This is a genomic window from Halosaccharopolyspora lacisalsi, assembly GCF_014137975.1.
GTDB lineage: Bacteria > Actinomycetota > Actinomycetes > Mycobacteriales > Pseudonocardiaceae > Halosaccharopolyspora > Halosaccharopolyspora lacisalsi.
This window is the reverse complement of the sequence record NZ_JACGWZ010000002.1, coordinates 521,281-539,565: the sequence shown is the minus strand read 5'-3', so window position 1 is coordinate 539,565 and position 18,285 is coordinate 521,281. Positions and strand designations below refer to the sequence as shown.

Here is an 18,285-nt window from a genome sequence, read left to right as displayed (position 1 = left end):
TCGTGGCACTGTGGGGACGTGGTGGAACGTGGCACTGATATCTCCGTGGAATGGCAACAGGCGCGGGAGCTGTTCGCCGCGGCGCAACGGATCACCGTGTTGACCGGAGCCGGTATTTCCACCGGATCGGGCATCCCCGACTTTCGCGGCCCCAACGGGGTGTGGACGAAGGACCCGACTGCCCAGCGGCTCAGTGACATCGACAGCTACGTGGCCGACCCCGAAGTGCGTCGTCAGGCCTGGCGCAGCCGAGCGGAGAATCCCGCGTGGGAGGCCGTGCCCACCGCCGCGCACGAGGCCTTTCGCGCTCTCGACGATTCCGGGCGGCTGCGTGCTGTACTGACCCAGAACATCGACGAACTCCACCAGCGCGCGGGGCTGGCCCCCGAACGGGTGCTGGAACTGCACGGGACGATGTTCGCCACGGTGTGCCTGAACTGCGGCGAGAGCGGGACCATGCGCGCCGCTCTCGAGCGGGTCGCCGCCGGTGAACCGGACCCTGCTTGCCTGACCTGCGGCGGCATTCTCAAGTCCGCGACCGTGTCCTTCGGGCAGTCCCTCGACGAGGGCGTGCTGCGTCAGGGGCATCGTGCCGCGCTGGACTGCGATCTGTTCCTGGCCGCGGGCACCTCGCTGACGGTGCATCCGGCCGCCGGGTTCGCCGAGCTCGCCACCAGGGCGGGCGCCGACCTGGTGATCTGCAACGCCGAGCCCACCCCGTACGACGACCAGGCCGCGGCGGTGCTGCGGGGCGGGCTCGACGAGGTACTGCCCGCGCTCGCGGCCGTTCCACCGTCGACCCCCGAACGGCCCGTACACACCTGGGGCGATCCCCGTACCTGGCGCTGACCCCGGCTCGCTCGGCTGCGGCGTCGTCGTCATGCGTCCGAGCTGATGCTCACCGGCCGGACTCCGATGGTCCTCGACGTAACCGCGTCGAAGGTGGAGGCGTCGATTCGCGAGGCCGTCGTCGCGCGCCGCGGTCGATCTGCGCGTGGCTGAGTTCGAGTGCGGCCCGACCGACTCGTACCCGCACGCGCACGTCGGGCGTTTCCGCGGTCCGCAGCGGTACGTCGAAGTCCTGTTCGGACTCCGAGCCCGAGGATTTCGGTCACCCAAATGGATGTCTTTGAGCGTGACTCCCGCTTTCCAAGTGGCTGAGTAGTGACCTCCCTGGCACAGTCCGTGATCGATTGCATAGCCCCGAACGGAGCAATCTTGAGCCGAACGGATGATGGGCTAGAGGAGGTGACGGCCGTGACCGCACCGGCCGGTCGGTCCCGTGCGCTGCGTTGGTTCAGCACCCTGAGCATGACCGTGGTCCTGACCCTGCCGCTGGGAACACCCGAGGTCGGGGCCGCGCCTCAACCGCCGGATCCCGGCCGGGAGCGCATCGCCTCCGAACGCGCCGAGGCGCGTGAGAAGGCCGAACGAGTCGGTCAGCTGGCCAACAAGCTCGCCGTGGCCGAATCCCGACTGCACGATCTGTCCGTGCGGGTCGAGACCAAGCGGGAGGCCACGAACAAGGCCCGGGTCGATCTGCGCCGAGCCCGACGGGCTTACCAGCGGGCACGGCAAGCGGTGGCGGCGAGCGCGGAACGGGCCGAAGCCGCCGCCGGCCGCGTCGAGCACCACCGCAAGCGACTGGACGCCTTCGTCGCCGGCAGCTACAAGCAAGGCAGGCGGATCGGCTCGTTACCGTCGTTCCTCAACGCCGAGAGCCCGCAGGAGATGCTGGAACGAGCCAGCCTGCTCGACGTGATCAGTCGGAAGCAACTGGATGTACTCGACGATCTACGCCGCGCCCGCACCCGCAAGGCCAACGTCGACTCCGTGGCGCGGCAGGCCGCCCAGCGGGCCGAGGCCAAACGCGTGGCCGCCGAGCGGGCGCGAGCCGCGGCCGAGTCCGCCAAGGACGCCGCCGTGGCCCTGCAGAAGACCCAACGGGCACGTGCCGACGAACTCCGGAAGGAGAAGGCTCACCTCGCCGCCGAGCTCGAGCGCGCTCGGGCGAACGTCGGAGAGCTGCGGCAACAACGTCGGCGCCACCAGCAGTGGGTAGCCGACCGCCGCGCCCAGGAACAAGACGCGACGGCGCAGGACACACCAGCGAATGAGGCGCCCGGTGCGGCGCGGGCGCCCAGCACCGCGGAATCCAGTGGTGCGGACACGACGAACTCCGCCCGGGCCCCCAGTGCGGTCAACACGGTCGTGCAGCGTGCGAGGTCCCAGCTCGGGGTGACCTACGCCTGGGGCGGAGGCAACGCCCACGGGCCGACCAAGGGCGTCCACGACGGCGGTGTCGCCGACGCGCACGGTGATTACCGCAAGATCGGGTTCGATTGTTCGGGATTGATGGTCTACGCCTTCTCCGGGGTCGGCATCGATCTTCCGCACTACAGCGGATACCAGTACCGGGCCGGCGAGCGGGTGCCGCTGTCGCAGATGCGCCGGGGGGACATGCTGTTCTGGCAGGACGGCGGCAACGTGCACCACGTCGCGCTGTACGTGGGCAACGGGAGGATGATCGAGGCCCCCTACTCGGGTGCTCACGTGCGCGTGACCTCGGTGCGCTACGACGGAATCGCTCCCTACGCGGTGCGGATGCTTTGACCGGGTTCGGGTGCGCGTGACCGGAGTGGGCATCATCCGGGTGTGACGGTCGAATTCGCGGCGATGGTGTTGGCAGGGGGTCGGGCACGTCGGCTCGGCGGGACGGACAAGGCGATGATTCGGGTGAGCGGTCGTACGCTGCTGGATCGCACGCTCGACGCCGTGTCCGGTGCCGCCCCCGTCGTGGTGGTCGGGCCGTGGCGCCCGACCGACCATGAGGTCGTGTGGACGCGGGAGACCCCGTCCGGTGGGGGACCGCTGGCCGGGTTGGACGCCGGGCTGCGTGCCGTGCCGGATTCCGTGGAGTACGTGGCGGTGCTGGCCACGGATCACCCCGACGTCACCGAAGCGACGGTTGACCGTCTGACGGAGGCGTTGCGGGCGCGTCCCGCGGCCCACGGGTGCGTGCTCGGTGACCCCGAGGGGGTGCCGCAGTGGCTGGTGGGAGTGTGGAGAGCTCCTGCGCTGCGCCGGGCGATGCCCGCCGACGCGCAGGGACGTTCCCTGCGCTCTCTCCTGAAGCCGCTGGACCCGCTGTCCGTCCCGGCGGTGGGCTCCGAGGCGTGCGATATCGACACTCCCGAAGACCTGCGTCGCGGCGGCGACGGGGAGAAGAAGTCTGGGGAAGAACCGTGAAAACGAGCGATAGTCTCCTGGACTCCCTGCTCGGTCTCCGCCGTCGGTCGGCGTCGCCCACTCCATGCGCGGACCGTCATGCAGGGCTGCGTAGATCCGGTCGCGGAGGGCACTGGCCTGGTGATCGGCCAGGGTGCTGACGCCCTGTTCACCGCTGATCGGCTCGTGCTCGCCCACGTCGATCCAAGGCCGGCCGGCGAAGACGTCGGCGAGTAGCTCCTGGGCGTGCACCTCCAGGATGGCGCGTTCACCCAGGTGCAGGTCGAAGACGAAGAAGTCGCAGCACCTCCGTTCGGCCGCGACCAGGCGAGCCGGTTCGGCCGCATCGACTTCGCCGGACAGGTGCAGGCACAGCCCGCCCTCCGCAGGGGTGCGGCCAGCGTCCAGGGTGGACGCCACCACGGGGACGGACATCAGGGGAGCGGACGGCGCGTGGTCGCTTCGGCCACCGGCGCCGACAGCGGAGCCGGGCCGCGGGTGTGCAGCAACGCGCACGAGGGATCGCAGGGCCCGTCGGGCTCGGGCCTGCCAGATGAGCGCGCGCCTGTTCCAGCCGTCCGGTAAACGCCGCCAGTTCGGTGCTCCGCGTCCGGGCCTGGTCGGTGCGCGTTTCTTGCAGGTCGGCGCGTACCTGGGCGCACGAACCCTGGTCCCATACGGCCACGAGGCCGTCGATCTCGCCCAGGTCCGGACCCAAGAGCTCGGCGGCGGAGATGAAAGCGAGCCGGTCGACGGTGTCCTCGGCGAACAGGCGGTACCCGGACGAAGAGTGGTCCGCGCGCAGCAGGCCCTGCTCTTCGTAGAAACGCGGCGCGGACGCCGGAAAGCCGGAGCGTTCGGCCAGTTCGGAGACAAGCAGCACGGTCATACCGGCGAATCTGGATCTTCGAGTCGACTCGAAGGTCAAGCGCGGAGCTGGCCGTCCACGCGCACCGCGAGGTCAGGGCGCGGAGCGGGTCGAGCGACTGCGGCGCGGGGCCGGACGAGTCCGAGGAGCGCGACCGCCTACGCCGACTGGGCGGTCCCGTCATCCACCGGATGCGTGCAGAGCTCGACGCCGCGCGCGAGCCGCACTGATACAGATCGTCAACTGATTGGTTCTCACGGGACTGGTCGCTGTGCTGGGCATGCGTAGGGTTTCAAGGAGGCGGCAGAGCGGCATTCGCGCGTTCCGTCCGTTTTCGCGCCGAATGTTCGGGCGCATCCACGAGAGGAGGAAACACACCCATGCGCGCCCTTGTGGTCGATCACGGCGAGGCCGGACCCGTCCGGTTCGCCGAGGTCGATATGCCCGTGCCGTCCAGCGGCGAGGCGTTGGTCGAGATACGGCACATCGGTCTCAACTTCGGAGAGCTGAATTACGCGTACCAGTGGCCGGCCGGCGCGGTGCACGGTCACGACGCGGCCGGCGTCGTGGTGTGCGCTGCATCCGACGGCTCGGGGCCACCCGAAGGTACGCGCGTCGCGCTGGGGATGTCTTCCCACGCGTGGGCGGAGCGGGTGGCAGTCAGCCCCGCCTCGCTCGGCATCGTCCCCGAGGGCGTGGATCTGGCCGACGGTGCCGCGCTGGGGATCGCCGGAGTCACCGCACTGCGGGTGCTGCGCAAGCGTTCCCTGCTGGCGCGCAACGTCCTGGTCACCGGCGCCAGCGGGGGCGTGGGGCACTTCGCCGTCCAGTTGGCGGCACTGGCGGGCGCCCGGGTGACGGCACTCGTGGGTTCGCGGGACCGGTCCGCCGGACTCCGCGAACTCGGGGCCGACAAGGTCCTGACCGACCTGACCGAGACCGAGTACCGGTTCGACTCGTCCTGGACACGGTCGGTGGGCCGCTGGTGGCCGAGGCGTGGAGTTCCCTCGCCGAGGGCGGCACCATCCACGTGGTCGGTTACTCCTCGGGGCAGGACACCACGTTCCCGTCAGGGGTCTTGTTCGGCTTCGGCGAACCCCGCAGCATCGCCACCTACGGCGACATGACGCCGACCAGCGGGGAGCTGACGGACCTGCTGGGCCTCAGGCCACCGGGCGGCTCTCGGCACCGGTCGGGCTGCGAGGCGACTGGCAGGACGTGGACGACGCCGTCCAGGCGCTGTTCGCGCGGAAGGTGCACGGAAAGATCGTTCTTGACGTGGTCTGAAACGCCCGTCGACGAGGAGGGAACGATGGACGTACTCGCGGAGGCGCTACGTGTATCGAGTGCGCGAGGGGCGGTCGGGGTCGTGCTGAAGGCTGGAGGAACCTGGGGCCTGTGGCTGGACCCCTATCCGGGAGCGGCACTGCACGTGGTGTCCCGCGGCACGATGTGGCTCCAAGTCCCGGGCGGGAAACCCCTGGAGGTGCAGGCGGGAGACGCCGTCCTGCTGCCGCCGGGCACCGCCCACGGGATAGCCAGCGGGTCCGGTACGACGATGGGTCCCTGTGATCGGAAGGCGACGGTCCAGGCCCTCACCGACGGCAGCGCCCTGCACCTGGGGTCGAGGCCGGCGCAGACGGAAGTGCTCGTCCTGCGCTACGAGCAGGACCCGGAGGTGAGTACGCCGGTGCTCACCTCCTTCGTCCGGCCGATGCACGTCACGAGCCGGGAGAACGCACAGCTCAGAAAGACCGTCGAGCTTCTCACTGCGGAGCTCGCGCAGCCGCAGTTCGGCACCACCGCCGCCGTCAACAGCATCGTCGACCTTCTGCTCATCCAGTTCGTACGCGTCTGGCTGGCCCGCCACTCGGAGACGCGGTCGGGATCATGGCTGGGCGCGATGCGTGATCCGGTCGTGCGCGACGCCCTGGTGTGTGTCCATGCCCGACCGGAACACCCCTGGACCACCGAGTCCTTGGCGGTCGCGACGGCGGTCTCCCGGACGACGCTGTCCAGGCACTTCCGGTCCGCCCTCGGACAGCCGCCGGGCGCGTACGTGACGCGGTGGCGCATCGACCTGGCGTCCGTTCGGCTCCGCGACACCGACGAGCCGGTCGAGTCGATATCCGGCGCGGTCGGCTACGCCTCTCCGCACGCCTTCAGCCGTGCCTTCCGACGTGCCCGAGGCATGCCCCCGGGCGAGTACCGTTCTCGACTTCGCAAGTGATCGCAGGCAGGCGATCACCGGCAACACTTGAGCACAAGTGCGATCCGGGCGGGTGGGTACGGGCGACGCGCCTCATCATCGCTGAGCACATCGTTGGGGCTTGGGTGTGAACGACAGACGGCGCCAAACTTCAACGCTCCTGATCGGAGACGCGGCCTGTCGGCGCGCTGAAGGACTGTGGGCCGGTACCGCAGATAGTGCGACCCTCCCCGCGGAACCATCCCAATGGCGAAACCGCATCAGCCACCACGCAACGTCCACCAACACGAACACCACTTAGCGCACGATCCCGCACAGACGTTCCCCAGACCCAGGGACGCAGCAGTAAAGTGCTGTCGAACTCGTGTGCGCCATCTACAGCGACAGGCTGCCGAGCGGCCTCGTATCCGAACGAGCCGGGCAGTGAGAGCGCAGCAAGACTGGAAGCGCTGGTCACCAGCCACTCGTCATGACGAGCGGCTGGTGCAAACGGACTTAGCGCCGGATTTCCGCCCGATGGCCCCCGGGCCGGATCAGCCCAGAGGGCTTCGGCTATCCGGTCTTGTGGCGCTGGTAGTGCCGGGCGACGCGGGCTCGGTTGCCGCAGCGGGCGGCTGAGCACCAGCGGCGGCGCGAGTGAGCCGGCAGGAACAGCAGCACGCAATCGTCGGCCGCGCACTCGCGGATCTTGGCGACCGCTGGATCGGACAGCAGGTCGGCGGCGGCTTCGGCGAGCCAGCCTGCGAGGCGCGTTCCGGGCGGGCCGATGCGCCGTCGGGCGCCAGTGGTGGTCGACCCGTTCCAGCTCAGTTCGTTGATGAGGGGCGCGGCACCCTGTGTGCGGTTGAGCGCTTCGAGGTCGGCCTCGGCAGGGCGTTCGCCCCGGCGAACGCGGGCGAGAGCTTCGGCCGTGTGCTCGCGGATCATCCGGACGTCCGCCAGGTCCTCCTTGGTGAGCCGCGTGAGTATCTCGTGCATCTCCGGGAACCGGTCGGCTTGAAGCCTGAGCCAAGCACGCAGCCCGTCAAGCGTGGTGAGCAGATCACCCGTAACCGGGCGGGTGTTGACCAGGTCCAACGCCAGCGGCTCGCCGACGAGCGGGGCTTCGTCACTCATAGGCTAATGGTACCTCGTCTATTGACGCATTAGTACGTGTCACGTACTAATGGATTATCGACCACTTAAGGAGTTAGCACGATGTCCGATCGGATCACGCGCACCGCCCACCGGCACGTCGACGTCGACGGTGTCCGCGTCTTCTACCGCGAGTCGCTGCCCGACAGGGCGGATGCACCCGTGCTGCTGCTCCTGCACGGCTTCCCCTCGGCCTCGCACCAGTTCCGCCGCCTCATCGACGTCCTCGGATCGCACTACCGGCTGATCGCTCCGGATCTACCCGGGTTCGGCCACACCGAGACCCCGGATGACTTCGCCTTCTCCTTCGACCGGCTCGCCGAGGTCACCGACGGCTTCGTCCAGCGGCTCGGACTGGACCGGTTCGTCATGTACGTCTTCGACTACGGCGCCCCCACCGGCTTTCGCCTCGCCGAACGCCACCCCGAGTGGATCGCCGGGCTGGTCGTGCAGAACGGCAACGCCTACGAGGAGGGGCTCTCCGAGCTCGCCCGTAGCATGCTCACCCAACACCCCGACAACCCCGACGCCGAGAACACCCTTCGAGACCTCCTCACCCTGGCCACCACGCGCGGCCAGTACGAGACCGGTGTGGCCGAGCCCGAACTCATCGCCCCGGACGGCTGGATCCTGGACCAGTACTTCCTGGACAAGCCGGAGCGCCAGCAAGCACAGCTGGCGCTGCTTTTCGACTACCACTCCAACATCGAGCGCTACGACCGCTGGCAGGCCTGGCTGCGCAAGCACACCCCGCCCACGCTCATCACCTGGGGCAGCAACGACCCGTTCTTCCCCGAACCCGGTGGCCGCGCCTATCTGCGCGACCTGCCCGATGCCGAACTGCACCTCTTCGACACCGGCCACTTCGCCCTCGAAGACCACCTGAGCCAGATCGCGCCACTCATCGCCGACTTCCTCGACCGCACCTGGCGGTAGTCGCGTCCAGCCGGTCGTCATGGTGGAGCGGGCCGCTCCCGGAGGCACTTGCTCAACTGCCGACCTGTCGCTACTGGTCGAGGCCAAGGACGCATTCATTCGCGAACGGCGCAAAGAAGACCACGCCAAAGGAACCGAGCAGGCGGGAATCGATCTCCTGTGCGGCACAACGTCGTTTTCACCCTCCGGGCGGGAACGTCCCTGGGTCTGGGGAACGTCTGTGCGGGATCGTGCGCTAAGTGGTGTTCGTGTTGGTGGACGTTGCGTGGTGGCTGATGCGGTTTCGCCATTGGGATGGTTCCGCGGGGAGGGTCGCACTATCTGCGGTACCGGCCCACAGTCCTTCAGCGCGCCGACAGGCCGCGTCTCCGATCAGGAGCGTTGAAGTTTGGCGCCGTCTGTCGTTCACACCCAAGCCCCACCACCGCCGAAGGGTGGATGGGCTACCGGATACTGGCCGCCGTCGCCGAGTTGGGGTCTGAGTAGCAGGAGTACAGGATCCTCCGGTACTCCTGCTAGGCCCTGTACTCCTGAAGCTGTCCTGAGGGGCAAAGTAGAACGATCCCGGTGAGATGCTGGCCTGGAGGCTCGATAGCGTGCGCGTGTGCAGCGCGAGTGGGCCTCAGATGAACTGGTGGAGTCGTGGACGCTGGCTGGCGATGACTGGCGTCTGGTGGGCAACAAGTCCGGGGCGACCCGGCTCGGGTTCGCGTTGTTGCTGAAGTTCTTCGAGATCGAGGCGCGGTTCCCACGCTATGCCGAGGAAGTCCCACCACAAGCGGTCGGCTACGTCGCTGAGCAGGTCGGCGTGGATGCCGAGGTGTTCGGCCACTACTCGTGGCGTTCGCGGTCGATCAAGGAGCATCGGGCGCAGGTCCGGGCCGCGTTCGGTTTCCGCGAGTTCTCCCGGGGTGATGAGGACAAGCTGGCTGGGTGGTTGGCCGATGAGGTCTGCCCGGTCGAGCTGCGTGAGGACCGGTTGCGGCAGGCGGTGTTGGTGCGGTGTCGGGCCGACGGGATCGAGCCGCCGGGCCGGTTGGACCGCATCATTGGCTCGGCTCGGTCGACGTTCGAGCAGCGGTTTTGCCAGCGCACCGTCGAGCGGTTGCCCGAGGCGTGTGTGGCCGCTCTGGAGGCGCTGGTTGCCGACGAGGATTCCTCGCGTCGGGGTCTGTTGGCGGAGTTGAAAGCCGATCCCGGCCAGGTTGGGTTGGAGACGGTGCTGGCCGAGATTGACAAGCTGACGGCGGTGCGCCAGCTGGGGCTGCCGGACGGGTTGTTCACCGATGCCTCGGAGAAGCTGGTGGCCGCCTGGCGGGCGCGGGCGATGCGCTCGTACCCGTCCGACCTGCGGGATTCTCCACGCGAGGTGCGGCTGACGCTGTTGGCGGCGTTGTGTTGGATGCGCCAAAGCGAGATCACTGATGCGCTGGTGGACCTGCTGATCAGACTTGTGCACAAGATCAATACGAAGGCGGATCGCAAGGTCGAGCACGAGCTCACCGACGATCTGCGTCGGGTGCGGGGCAAGGAGGGCATCTTGTTTCGGATGGCCGAGACGGCGCTGGAGCAGCCGGATGAGCAGGTGCGCACCGCTGTATCCGGTCGTCGGCGAGAAGACTCTGCAGGAGCTGGTCAAAGAGGCCAAGGCCACCGAGCAGGCGTTTCGGTCTCGGGTGCGCACGGTGCTGCGGGGCTCGTATTCGAACCACTATCGGCGGATGTTGCCGCCGCTGTTGGCCGCGCTGGATTTTCGCTGCAACAACACCGCTTACCGGCCGATCATGCAGGCTTTGGAGCTGTTGCAGCGCTATCGCGATGTCGATGGCAAGGTCCGCTTCTACGCTGGCGAGGAGTCGGTGCCGGTCGAGGGAGTGGTGCCGAAAGCCTGGCGTGAGGCGGTGGTCGACGAGAAGGGCCGGATCGAGCGCATCCCGTACGAGCTGTGCGTGCTGGTGTCGCTGCGGGAGGCGCTGCGACGCCGCGAGGTCTACGTGGCCGGCGGGAATCAGTGGCGCAATCCCGAGGACGACCTGCCAGCCGACTTCGAATCTACCCGCGACGTGCACTACGAGGCGCTGCGCAAACCCCGCGAGGCCGAGACCTTCGTCGCCGACCTCAAGCAGCGCATGACCGCGACACTGGACCGCTACGACACCGCCCTGGCCCAGGGCACCACCGGCGGAGTGCGGATTACGCGGCGCCGCGGCGAGCCGTGGACCACGGTGCCCAAACTCGACCCGCTACCGGAGCCCCGCACCCTGACCGCGGTCAAGGAGGAAGTCACCCGCCGGTGGGGCACGATGGACCTGCTCGACGTCCTCAAAGACGCTGACTTCCTCACCGAGTTCACCAGCGAATTCACCTCGGTGGCCTCCCGCGAGAATCTCGACCGCGACACGCTGCGGCGCCGGTTGCTGCTGGTGCTGTTCGCGCTGGGCACCAATATCGGTATCCGTAAGCTCGTGGCCACCGGCGACCACGGCGAGACCGAGCGCGAGCTGCGGCACGTGCGGCGGCACTTCCTCACCCGCGACAATCTCCGGGCGGCCGTGGCCAAGCTCGTGGGCGCCACGTTCGACGCCCGTGACCCGCAATGGTGGGGCCAGGGCACCGCCTGCGCGTCGGATTCGAAGAAGTTCGGCTCGTGGGAGTCGAACCTGATGACCGAGTGGCACCAGCGCTACGGCGGACCCGGGGTGATGATCTACTGGCACGTCGAACGCCAGCACACCTGCATCTACTCCCAGCTCAAAAGCTGTTCCTCCTCGGAGGTCGCGGCGATGATCGAGGGGTTGCTGCGGCACTGCACCACCGCCGAGATCGACGCGAACTACGTCGACACCCACGGCGCGTCGGTGGTCGGCTTCGCCTTCACCGAACTACTCGGCTTCCGCTTGCTGCCCCGGCTGAAAAACATCGGCTCCATCCGGCTGTACCAGCCCGACGAGGGCGTCGCCTACGCCCACCTGGGCCCGGTGACCACCCGGCCGATCAAATGGGACCTCATCGCCCAGCAGTACGACCAAATGATCAAATACGCTACCGCACTGCGCCTGGGTACGGCCGAATCCGAGTCGATCCTGCGCCGATTCACCCGCGGTGGACCCAAACACCCCACTTACCAAGCCCTGGAAGAACTGGGCCGAGCGGTGCGCACCATCTTCGCCTGCGACTACCTCGCCGACGAAGCCCTGCGTCGCGAGATCCACGGCGGGCTGCAGGTCGTGGAGAACTGGAACTCCGGCAACGGCGTGATCTTCTACGGTAAAAACAGCGAGCTCACCGGCCCTGATCGGGAGTCCGCCGAAGTCTCCATGCTCGCCCTGCACCTACTTCAGTCGGCATTGGTGCACGTCAACACCCTGCTGCTGCAACACGTCCTCGACAGCCCCGGTTGGGACGAACTCCTCGGCCCCCACGAGCGCCGCGCCCTGAGCCCGCTGTTCTGGTCCAACATCAACCCCTATGGACGCTTTCAGCTGGACATGGACCGATGTCTGGAGCTGGCCAACTAGCTCGCCGGAGGCCCTGGTGGTGGAAGCATGGAGGGATATCGAGTCCCCGCTCCACAGTGCTTCTCCACTACACACGCACATGTATCACTCCAATGGCGGTATTTATCCACGCGGTGATCCGATGTAGTGAAACTTCTTCACATACCACAGCGTCTTGTCATGGGGTGAACAACTTCACGATGCGTCCGTATCGTCTCGGCGCCGTCGTCGGTGCCGCCGCACTGGCTGTGTCCCTGGCGGCGGTGCCTGCGACAGCAACGTCGTCCGCACCTTCGTCTGCCGCACCGCAATCTCCGACCGAGGCAACAGGTGCTCCGCTGCAGGTGCGTTTCTCGGAGCCGTTGACGACCACCGAGGTCGGCTCCTATCTGTCCGACCCTGCGCTGGGGAGGGTGCAGCTGGTCACGGTCTTTCCGGGCCAGCCCGCGGATCTCACTGTCGGGATTGGCCTGCAGGCCGGCCCCAGAGCCGCCGAGGCCGCCCGGCGTCAGCTCCAAGACGGGCTGGCCGCCCAGCTGGCTTCCGAACGAGCCGAAGCGAATCCCGCGCCGGCCACCACAGGCCTGCTCGTCTCCGCCCAGCAAGCTCTGAAGAACGGTGAGGTCGCGTTTACGCGGGCGAAGGTCTCTGGTGCCCGCGAATCGGCCAGTGTCCAGCGTTTGCTCCAACGCGGTAGCACGGCCCAACCCACCGCTCCCGCAACGGCGAATACCCGCACGAGCACAGCCGACACGTCGACCGCTGCTCAGTGTGCGCCGAACTTCGTACCGGTCAGCGACGCCATCGGTATGAACGTCGACGGCCTGAACCTGCGGAACCTGACGCTGGACTTCGGCTGGACCCCTGCGAACCTGGCCAACCTCAAGTGCCACGGTCCCAACGTCACTTATGAGCACGACTTCGCCATCAACAACTACGATGGCCAGCACTTTTTCGGCAGCTACGCCGATTACTGGTCGTCGACCATGCCGGATGCTTACCTGGACACCACCTTCGATGACCCAGCCGGCGAACGGTACCTCACGATCGGCACTTCCGATGCGCTCAAGCTTCAGGCGAACTTCCAGTACAGCAACTACATCCGCACCGGCGCGGGCAACACCCGGAATGACTGGGCCAAGTTGCAAGGCCAACGCGGCCACCGCATCCCCGGTCAGTGTCACGGCACGTTCTGCATCTTCGCCGACGCGACGCAGGACATCCATCCCGCCTGGGTCATCTGCGTTCCCGACTGGCCCGTCTGTCCGGTAGGAACGCGCCCCACCAGCACACGACCCTGACCTACGCACCTATCTCGGGGCCGAGCAGAGCTTGCTCGGCCCCGAGACGTTTTTCGAGGCCTCACCGATCAGCCAGAGATCACCGGGTAGGGGTGTGGTAGTAGGACTCCTCGAAGGGAGCGGTCCAGCCCAGGAAGGTCTGGCCTCCAGGGTGGTGACAGACCCAGCCGGCCGGGACCCCCACGCGCCAGGACACGCTGCCGCCACTGTCGTAGCCGCCCAGTTCAGCGCAGATGCTCACTGCGCGGTTCTGGATCGGAGCGATCCACTGGCCTCCGACGAAGTAGCCGACCGCGCCGACCACCACCGCGAGGCCGACGATGACCGCGGTAATACGCATCGGCGCTGGCACCTCCTGTCGCGCCCCACACGGCACCGATTCCGATACCGCTGGATATCGGAAGCCACCCTAGCAGGACACTTCCGATATCAGGGTAGTATCGAGGCTCCACTGTCACCGAATCGCTTCCGATATCAGGGAGACCCGTGGCTGAGCCCCTCCCCGCAACAACGTCGGGCGCACGCCTGAGCCGGGTCCTTGCCGGCTACCGGACCGCGCTGGCACGGGCCGACCTCTCCGACGGCGCCCGCCGTGCGTATGCCTCCCGCGTAGCCGGGTTCCTGAGCTGGCTCGCCGAGACCGCCACCCTCGACGGTGATCCGCTGGCCGAGGCCCACGCCCGCGACTTCGCCGTGCGCGACTACCGCGCCCACCTCAAAACCGTCCGCAAGGCCAAGCCGACCACGATCAACGCGATGCTCACGGCGCTGGACCACTTCTACACCCACCACCTCGGGCTGGGCCGCCCGCTCGCCCGCCGTGAGCAGCAACCGGCCACCGCGCCGCAAGCACTCGACGAAGGCGAACAGCGCCGCTTCCTGCGCGCCGTACAACGCCATCCCTCGGCACGGGACCGCGCAGTGGTACTGGTGCTGCTGTACACAGGCCTGCGCGCCGACGAGCTCGCCCAACTCGACATCACCGACGTGCCCATCTCCACCCGCCGAGGCAAGGTCATCGTGCGCGCTGGCAAGGGCCGCGACGGCGGCACCTACCGCGAAGTGCAACTGCACCGTACCGCCCGCGAGGCCCTGCGCGTCTGGCTCGACGAACGACCAGACTGGCCCGCCGCCGGCGAGTCAGCGGCGCTGTGGCTCAACCACCGCGGTGGACGCCTGAGCGTACGCAGCGTCAACACCGTCGTCCGCGCCATTGCCCTAGCGGCCGGGCTCGTGCACGACGCCGGCCCCCACGCGGGCAAGGCACGGGTACATCCACACACACTGCGGCACACCTTCGGCACGCAACTGCTACGAGGCGGCGTCGACGTCGTCACCGTCGCCGACCTCATGGGCCACGCCAAACTCGACTCCACCCGCGTCTACACCCGCTCTTCGGCCGCCGACCGCGCCCACGCCCTCGACTCGGTACTTCTCACCGACGAATAGTTCCGCTCTACTCTGCCCCTCAGGACAGCTTCAGGAGTACGGGGCCTGCTACTCAGACCCCGAGTTCCAGAAGGACATCACCCAGGCCAACACCCGCGAAGGGTTCGCTTCGGCCCGTGCTCGGGGTCGCAAAGGTGGTCGTAAGCCGAAGCCGTCGGCCGCGCAGGCCACCGATGCTCAAGCCAAGTACGACTCCCGTGCCTGGATCGTCCAACAGATCGCCGACCTCTACGGAGTGCCCCGCACCACCCTCTGCAGCCATCTGACCAGCGCTCACCGAGCTTAACGCCGGATTTCCGCCCATTGGTCCCCCAGGGGTCTAGACCTGGAGCTCTGATGTTTGGTCTCGGAAAACATTGCAGACGCTAATATTTGAAGTATGCATAATTTCAGTATTGGCTAAAATCAAACCACACAACAACACCCGCGAAAACAAGCAAGGACAAGCTTCACAGCAGACACACCGCAAATGCGATTGACTGGGAGCAAGCGGGTCGATGCCCCCGCGTACGCACAGCGCTCGGGCGTGCCAGGATCTTGGTCGACAGTGCGATGACGCCGGTGGTCTCGATCCGACGTTCGTTTCCTTCGACAGGAGGTTGCTCCAGTGACCGATCCCGGGCAGGGCGAGGGGTTCCAAGGTGACGGGACGACGTCCGTCCCGGAGGAGCGGGTCACCACACCGGCCCGGGACGCGCAGCTGCTCGAACGCACGGTGTTCGAGATCAAGCGCGTGATCGTGGGCCAGGATCGACTGGTGGAGCGCATCCTGGTGGGGCTGCTGGCCAAGGGCCACGTCCTGCTCGAGGGCGTGCCGGGCATCGCCAAGACCCTGACCGTGGAGACCTTCGCCTCGGTGGTGGGCGGGTCGTTCTCGCGGTTGCAGTTCACCCCGGACCTGGTTCCCGCCGATCTGCTGGGCACCCGGATCTACCGGCAGAGCAGCGAGCAGTTCGACGTCGAGCTCGGTCCGGTGCTGGCCAACTTCGTGCTCGCCGACGAGATCAACCGGGCTCCGGCGAAGGTGCAGTCGGCGCTGCTGGAGGTCATGGCCGAGCGTCACGTCTCGCTGGCGGGGACCAGTTATCCGACCCCGGACCCGTTCCTGGTGTTGGCCACGCAGAACCCGATCGAGAACGAGGGCGTCTATCCGCTGCCGGAGGCCCAGCGGGACCGGTTCCTGTTCAAGCTGCTCGTCGAGTACCCCTCGGCAGAGGAGGAACGCGAGATCATCTACCGGATGGGCGCGGCCGTTCCCGAGCCGAACTCGGTGCTGGAACCGGCGGAGCTGATCCGGTTGCAGGGAGTGGCCTCGACGGTGTTCGTGCATCATGCGCTGGTCGACTACGTGGTCCGGTTGGTGATGGCCACCCGGACGCCGAACGAGCACGGGCTTTCCGACATCGCCGGCTGGGTCTCCTTCGGCGCTTCGCCGCGGGCCAGTCTGGGTGTCGTCGCCGCCGCGCGGGCGTTGGCGCTGGTGCGGGGACGTGACTACGTGCTGCCGCAGGACGTGGTCGACGTGGTTCCCGACGTGCTGCGGCATCGCCTGGTGTTGTCCTACGACGCGTTGGCCGACGGGGTTCCGGTCGATCACATCGTCAACCGGGTGTTGCAGACGGTTCCGTTGCCCCAGGTTTCCGCGCGGCCGCAGTCCCAGGCTCCGGGCCAGCCCGCGCCGTACGGGCAGGCACCGGCCGGTGCCCCCCATCGTCAGTGAGGAGCCAGGCAGTCGTGTCGGCATCCGAGCAGCAGCGGCCGTCCTGGTCGCCGCCGGCTTTGCACAGTGGACGGTTGCAGGCCGCGTTGCGCACCCTGGAGTTGACGGTGCGGGGGCGGCTGGACGGGCTGTTGCAGGGGAATCATCTGGGGTTGGTTCCCGGCCCCGGCACCGAGCCGGGTGAGGCCCGGAGGTATCAGCCCGGTGATGACGTGCGGCGGATGGACTGGTCGGTGACGGCTCGTACCACCGAGCCGCACATTCGGCAGAGCATCGCCGACCGGGAGTTGGAGACGTGGGTGGGGATGGATCTCTCGCCCAGTCTGGATTTCGGCACGGCGGCCTGCGACAAGCGGGAGTTGGCGATCGCCGGGTTGGCGGCGGTGACGTACCTGACCGGCGGTGGGGGCAACCGGATCGGGGCGGTGGTGGACAACGGGCAGTCCCGGCACCGGGTGCCCGCCGCGGGCGGGTCCGCTCACTCGGGGGCGGTGTTGCGGCGGGTCGCGGAGTTCCCGCGCGCCGACGAGGGCACGCGGGGAGACTTGGGTGCGCTGGTCGAGTCCTTGCGCCGGCCGCCGCGGCGGCGGGGTCTGGCTGTGGTCGTTTCCGACTTTCTGGGTTCGACGGAATGGCAGCGAGCGTTGCGGGGGTTGTCCGGGCGGCACTCGTTGTTGGCGATCGAGGTGATCGATCCGCGTGATCTCGAGCTGCCGGACGTCGGCACGGTGGTGTTGTCGGACCCGGAGACGGGCAAGCAGCGGGAGGTGCGGACCACTCCGTTGTTGCGGCGTGAGTTCGCGGCGGCTGCCGCGGCGCATCGCGAGGAGGTGGCCACCGCATTGCGGCGCGCGGGCTGTGCTCATTTGGTGTTGCGGACGGATTCGGACTGGGTCGCCGACATCGTTCGGTTCGTGATGGCCCGCAAGCGGGGCTGGTCCGGGGGAGTGGCGTGATGTTGGGTTTTTCCGGATTCACCGCACCGGGCTGGTTCCTGCTGCTGCTGGTGGTGGCGGCGCTGGCCGTGGGGTATGTGTGGTCCCTGCGCAGGCGGCGGCGTGACACGCTGCGGTTCAGCAATCTCGAACTGCTCGATCGGGTGGCTCCGCGGAGTCAGGGCTGGTCCAAGCACGTGCCGGTGGCGCTGCTCGGGGTGTCGTTGGTGCTGTTGACGGTGGCCCTGGCCGGTCCGACGGCGGAGCAGCGTGTCCCGCGGAACCGGGCGACCGTGATGCTGACCATGGACGTGTCGTTGTCGATGATGGCCGAGGACGTTCGTCCGAGCCGGTTGGCCGCGGCCAAGCAGGCGGCCAAGGAGTTCGCGGACAAGCTCACTTCGGGGATCAATCTGGGGTTGGTGTCGTTCGCCGGTACCGCCACGGTCATGGTGCCGCCGACTCGGGACCGCACGAAGGTCAAGCAGGCCATCGACAGTTTGCGGTTGTCGGAGGCCACCGCTACCGGTGACGGCATCAAGGCCTCGATGATGGCGATCCAGTCCTTCGGCAGGATGGTGGGAGGTGCGCAGGGGGCGCCTCCCGCGCGGATCGTGCTCATGGCCGACGGGGGCCAGACCATTCCGCGTAGTCCCACGGCTCCTCGGGGGGCGTATACGCAGGCCAGGGCGGCGAAGCAGGCTCATGTCCCGATCTCGACGATTTCGTTCGGCACCCGGTACGGGACCATTCGCATTCAGGGGGAGCGGCAGCCGGTCGAGGTCGACGACGAGGCGATGCGGCGTATCGCGGAGCTGTCCGGCGGGGAGTTCCACAAGGCCGCCAGTGCCGAACAGCTTCGGCGGGTCTACGACACGTTGGGCAAGCAGATCGGCTACGAGGTCAAGCGCACCGACGCGAGCAAGTCGTGGTTGGCACTGGGCACGCTCGTGGCGATCGTCGCCGTAGGTATGTCGTTGTTCTTACGTCAGCGGCTACCGTGAGATC

At 67.8% G+C, this 18,285-nt stretch carries 15 protein-coding genes and 1 pseudogene; 13 read left to right on the top strand and 3 right to left on the bottom strand.

Features of this window, described 5'->3' with window-relative positions:
• Window positions 1-18: 18 nt before the first annotated feature.
• The 3 genes from FHX42_RS10300 (at window position 19) to mobA (ending at window position 3,249) form a co-directional block, all read left to right on the top strand.
• A complete protein-coding gene (locus FHX42_RS10300) occupies window positions 19-849 on the top strand; it encodes an SIR2 family NAD-dependent protein deacylase (RefSeq protein ID WP_407926216.1) in 831 nt (276 codons plus the stop codon).
• Window positions 850-1,257: 408 nt separating this feature from the next.
• Window positions 1,258-2,613: an NlpC/P60 family protein gene (locus tag FHX42_RS10295; RefSeq protein ID WP_182543996.1), complete on the top strand. Its 1,356-nt coding sequence runs from the start codon at window positions 1,258-1,260 to the stop codon at window positions 2,611-2,613.
• A gap of 42 nt (window positions 2,614-2,655) precedes the next feature.
• Window positions 2,656-3,249, top strand: coding sequence for a molybdenum cofactor guanylyltransferase (gene mobA / locus FHX42_RS10290; RefSeq protein WP_328796026.1), 594 nt, complete (start codon window positions 2,656-2,658; stop codon window positions 3,247-3,249).
• A 247-nt stretch (window positions 3,250-3,496) separates the two neighbouring features.
• Here the strand turns inward: mobA and FHX42_RS27775 are convergent, their stop codons facing one another.
• On the bottom strand, window positions 3,497-4,117 hold the full coding sequence (locus tag FHX42_RS27775; protein ID WP_182543995.1) for a MerR family transcriptional regulator: 621 nt from the start codon (window positions 4,115-4,117) through the stop codon (window positions 3,497-3,499).
• Between the two features lie 359 nt (window positions 4,118-4,476).
• Here FHX42_RS27775 and FHX42_RS10280 point away from each other — a divergent pair, with 359 nt between their 5' ends.
• On the top strand, window positions 4,477-5,223 hold the full coding sequence (locus tag FHX42_RS10280; protein WP_235987164.1) for a zinc-binding dehydrogenase: 747 nt from the start codon (window positions 4,477-4,479) through the stop codon (window positions 5,221-5,223).
• A gap of 185 nt (window positions 5,224-5,408) precedes the next feature.
• Window positions 5,409-6,326 (top strand): AraC family transcriptional regulator, encoded by a 918-nt coding sequence (locus FHX42_RS10275; RefSeq protein WP_182543994.1) that lies wholly within the window; start codon window positions 5,409-5,411, stop codon window positions 6,324-6,326.
• A gap of 531 nt (window positions 6,327-6,857) precedes the next feature.
• On the opposite strand, the gene FHX42_RS10270 is transcribed toward FHX42_RS10275, so the two are convergent.
• Complete coding sequence (locus tag FHX42_RS10270; RefSeq protein WP_182543993.1) at window positions 6,858-7,421, bottom strand: CGNR zinc finger domain-containing protein; 564 nt, start codon at window positions 7,419-7,421, stop codon at window positions 6,858-6,860.
• An 81-nt stretch (window positions 7,422-7,502) separates the two neighbouring features.
• Here FHX42_RS10270 and FHX42_RS10265 point away from each other — a divergent pair, with 81 nt between their 5' ends.
• The 4 genes and pseudogenes from FHX42_RS10265 to FHX42_RS10255 all read left to right on the top strand — a co-directional run bounded on the left by FHX42_RS10265 (window position 7,503) and on the right by FHX42_RS10255 (window position 13,173).
• On the top strand, window positions 7,503-8,375 hold the full coding sequence (locus FHX42_RS10265; protein WP_182543992.1) for an alpha/beta fold hydrolase: 873 nt from the start codon (window positions 7,503-7,505) through the stop codon (window positions 8,373-8,375).
• Between the two features lie 604 nt (window positions 8,376-8,979).
• Window positions 8,980-9,348, top strand: a pseudogene (locus tag FHX42_RS26580) (DUF4158 domain-containing protein); the annotation flags it as partial.
• Window positions 9,349-9,952: 604 nt separating this feature from the next.
• Window positions 9,953-11,893 carry a Tn3 family transposase gene (locus FHX42_RS10260; RefSeq protein WP_235987163.1) on the top strand — a complete coding sequence of 647 codons (1,941 nt, stop codon included), beginning with the start codon at window positions 9,953-9,955 and terminating at the stop codon, window positions 11,891-11,893.
• A gap of 164 nt (window positions 11,894-12,057) precedes the next feature.
• Window positions 12,058-13,173 (top strand): hypothetical protein, encoded by a 1,116-nt coding sequence (locus FHX42_RS10255; protein ID WP_182543991.1) that lies wholly within the window; start codon window positions 12,058-12,060, stop codon window positions 13,171-13,173.
• A gap of 79 nt (window positions 13,174-13,252) precedes the next feature.
• Here FHX42_RS10255 and FHX42_RS10250 read toward each other — a convergent pair whose 3' ends face one another.
• Window positions 13,253-13,513: a hypothetical protein gene (locus FHX42_RS10250; protein ID WP_182543990.1), complete on the bottom strand. Its 261-nt coding sequence runs from the start codon at window positions 13,511-13,513 to the stop codon at window positions 13,253-13,255.
• Window positions 13,514-13,659: 146 nt separating this feature from the next.
• On the opposite strand from FHX42_RS10250, the gene FHX42_RS10245 reads away from it, so the two are divergent.
• The 4 genes from FHX42_RS10245 (at window position 13,660) to FHX42_RS10230 (ending at window position 18,281) form a co-directional block, all read left to right on the top strand.
• Window positions 13,660-14,622, top strand: coding sequence for a tyrosine-type recombinase/integrase (locus FHX42_RS10245; RefSeq protein ID WP_182543989.1), 963 nt, complete (start codon window positions 13,660-13,662; stop codon window positions 14,620-14,622).
• Window positions 14,623-15,229: 607 nt separating this feature from the next.
• The gene (locus FHX42_RS10240; RefSeq protein ID WP_182543988.1) at window positions 15,230-16,342 is read left to right on the top strand and encodes an AAA family ATPase; all 1,113 of its coding nucleotides are present in this window, start codon (window positions 15,230-15,232) and stop codon (window positions 16,340-16,342) included.
• A gap of 14 nt (window positions 16,343-16,356) precedes the next feature.
• Window positions 16,357-17,298 (top strand): DUF58 domain-containing protein, encoded by a 942-nt coding sequence (locus tag FHX42_RS10235; protein WP_328796025.1) that lies wholly within the window; start codon window positions 16,357-16,359, stop codon window positions 17,296-17,298.
• Window positions 17,299-17,300: 2 nt separating this feature from the next.
• Complete coding sequence (locus tag FHX42_RS10230) at window positions 17,301-18,281, top strand: VWA domain-containing protein (protein WP_182544246.1); 981 nt, start codon at window positions 17,301-17,303, stop codon at window positions 18,279-18,281.
• Window positions 18,282-18,285: the final 4 nt, after the last annotated feature.

Bases quoted from the DNA above. Each gene is read 5' to 3' on its own strand.
- FHX42_RS27775 (WP_182543995.1), bottom strand. From the start codon at position 4,117: ATGACCGTGCTGCTTGTCTCCGAACTGGCCGAACGCTCCGGCTTTCCG.
- FHX42_RS10280 (WP_235987164.1), top strand. From the start codon at position 4,477: ATGCGCGCCCTTGTGGTCGATCACGGCGAGGCCGGACCCGTCCGGTTC.
- FHX42_RS10275 (WP_182543994.1), top strand. From the start codon at position 5,409: ATGGACGTACTCGCGGAGGCGCTACGTGTATCGAGTGCGCGAGGGGCG.
- FHX42_RS10270 (WP_182543993.1), bottom strand. From the start codon at position 7,421: ATGAGTGACGAAGCCCCGCTCGTCGGCGAGCCGCTGGCGTTGGACCTG.
- FHX42_RS10265 (WP_182543992.1), top strand. From the start codon at position 7,503: ATGTCCGATCGGATCACGCGCACCGCCCACCGGCACGTCGACGTCGAC.
- FHX42_RS10260 (WP_235987163.1), top strand. From the start codon at position 9,953: ATGAGCAGGTGCGCACCGCTGTATCCGGTCGTCGGCGAGAAGACTCTG.
- FHX42_RS10250 (WP_182543990.1), bottom strand. From the start codon at position 13,513: ATGCGTATTACCGCGGTCATCGTCGGCCTCGCGGTGGTGGTCGGCGCG.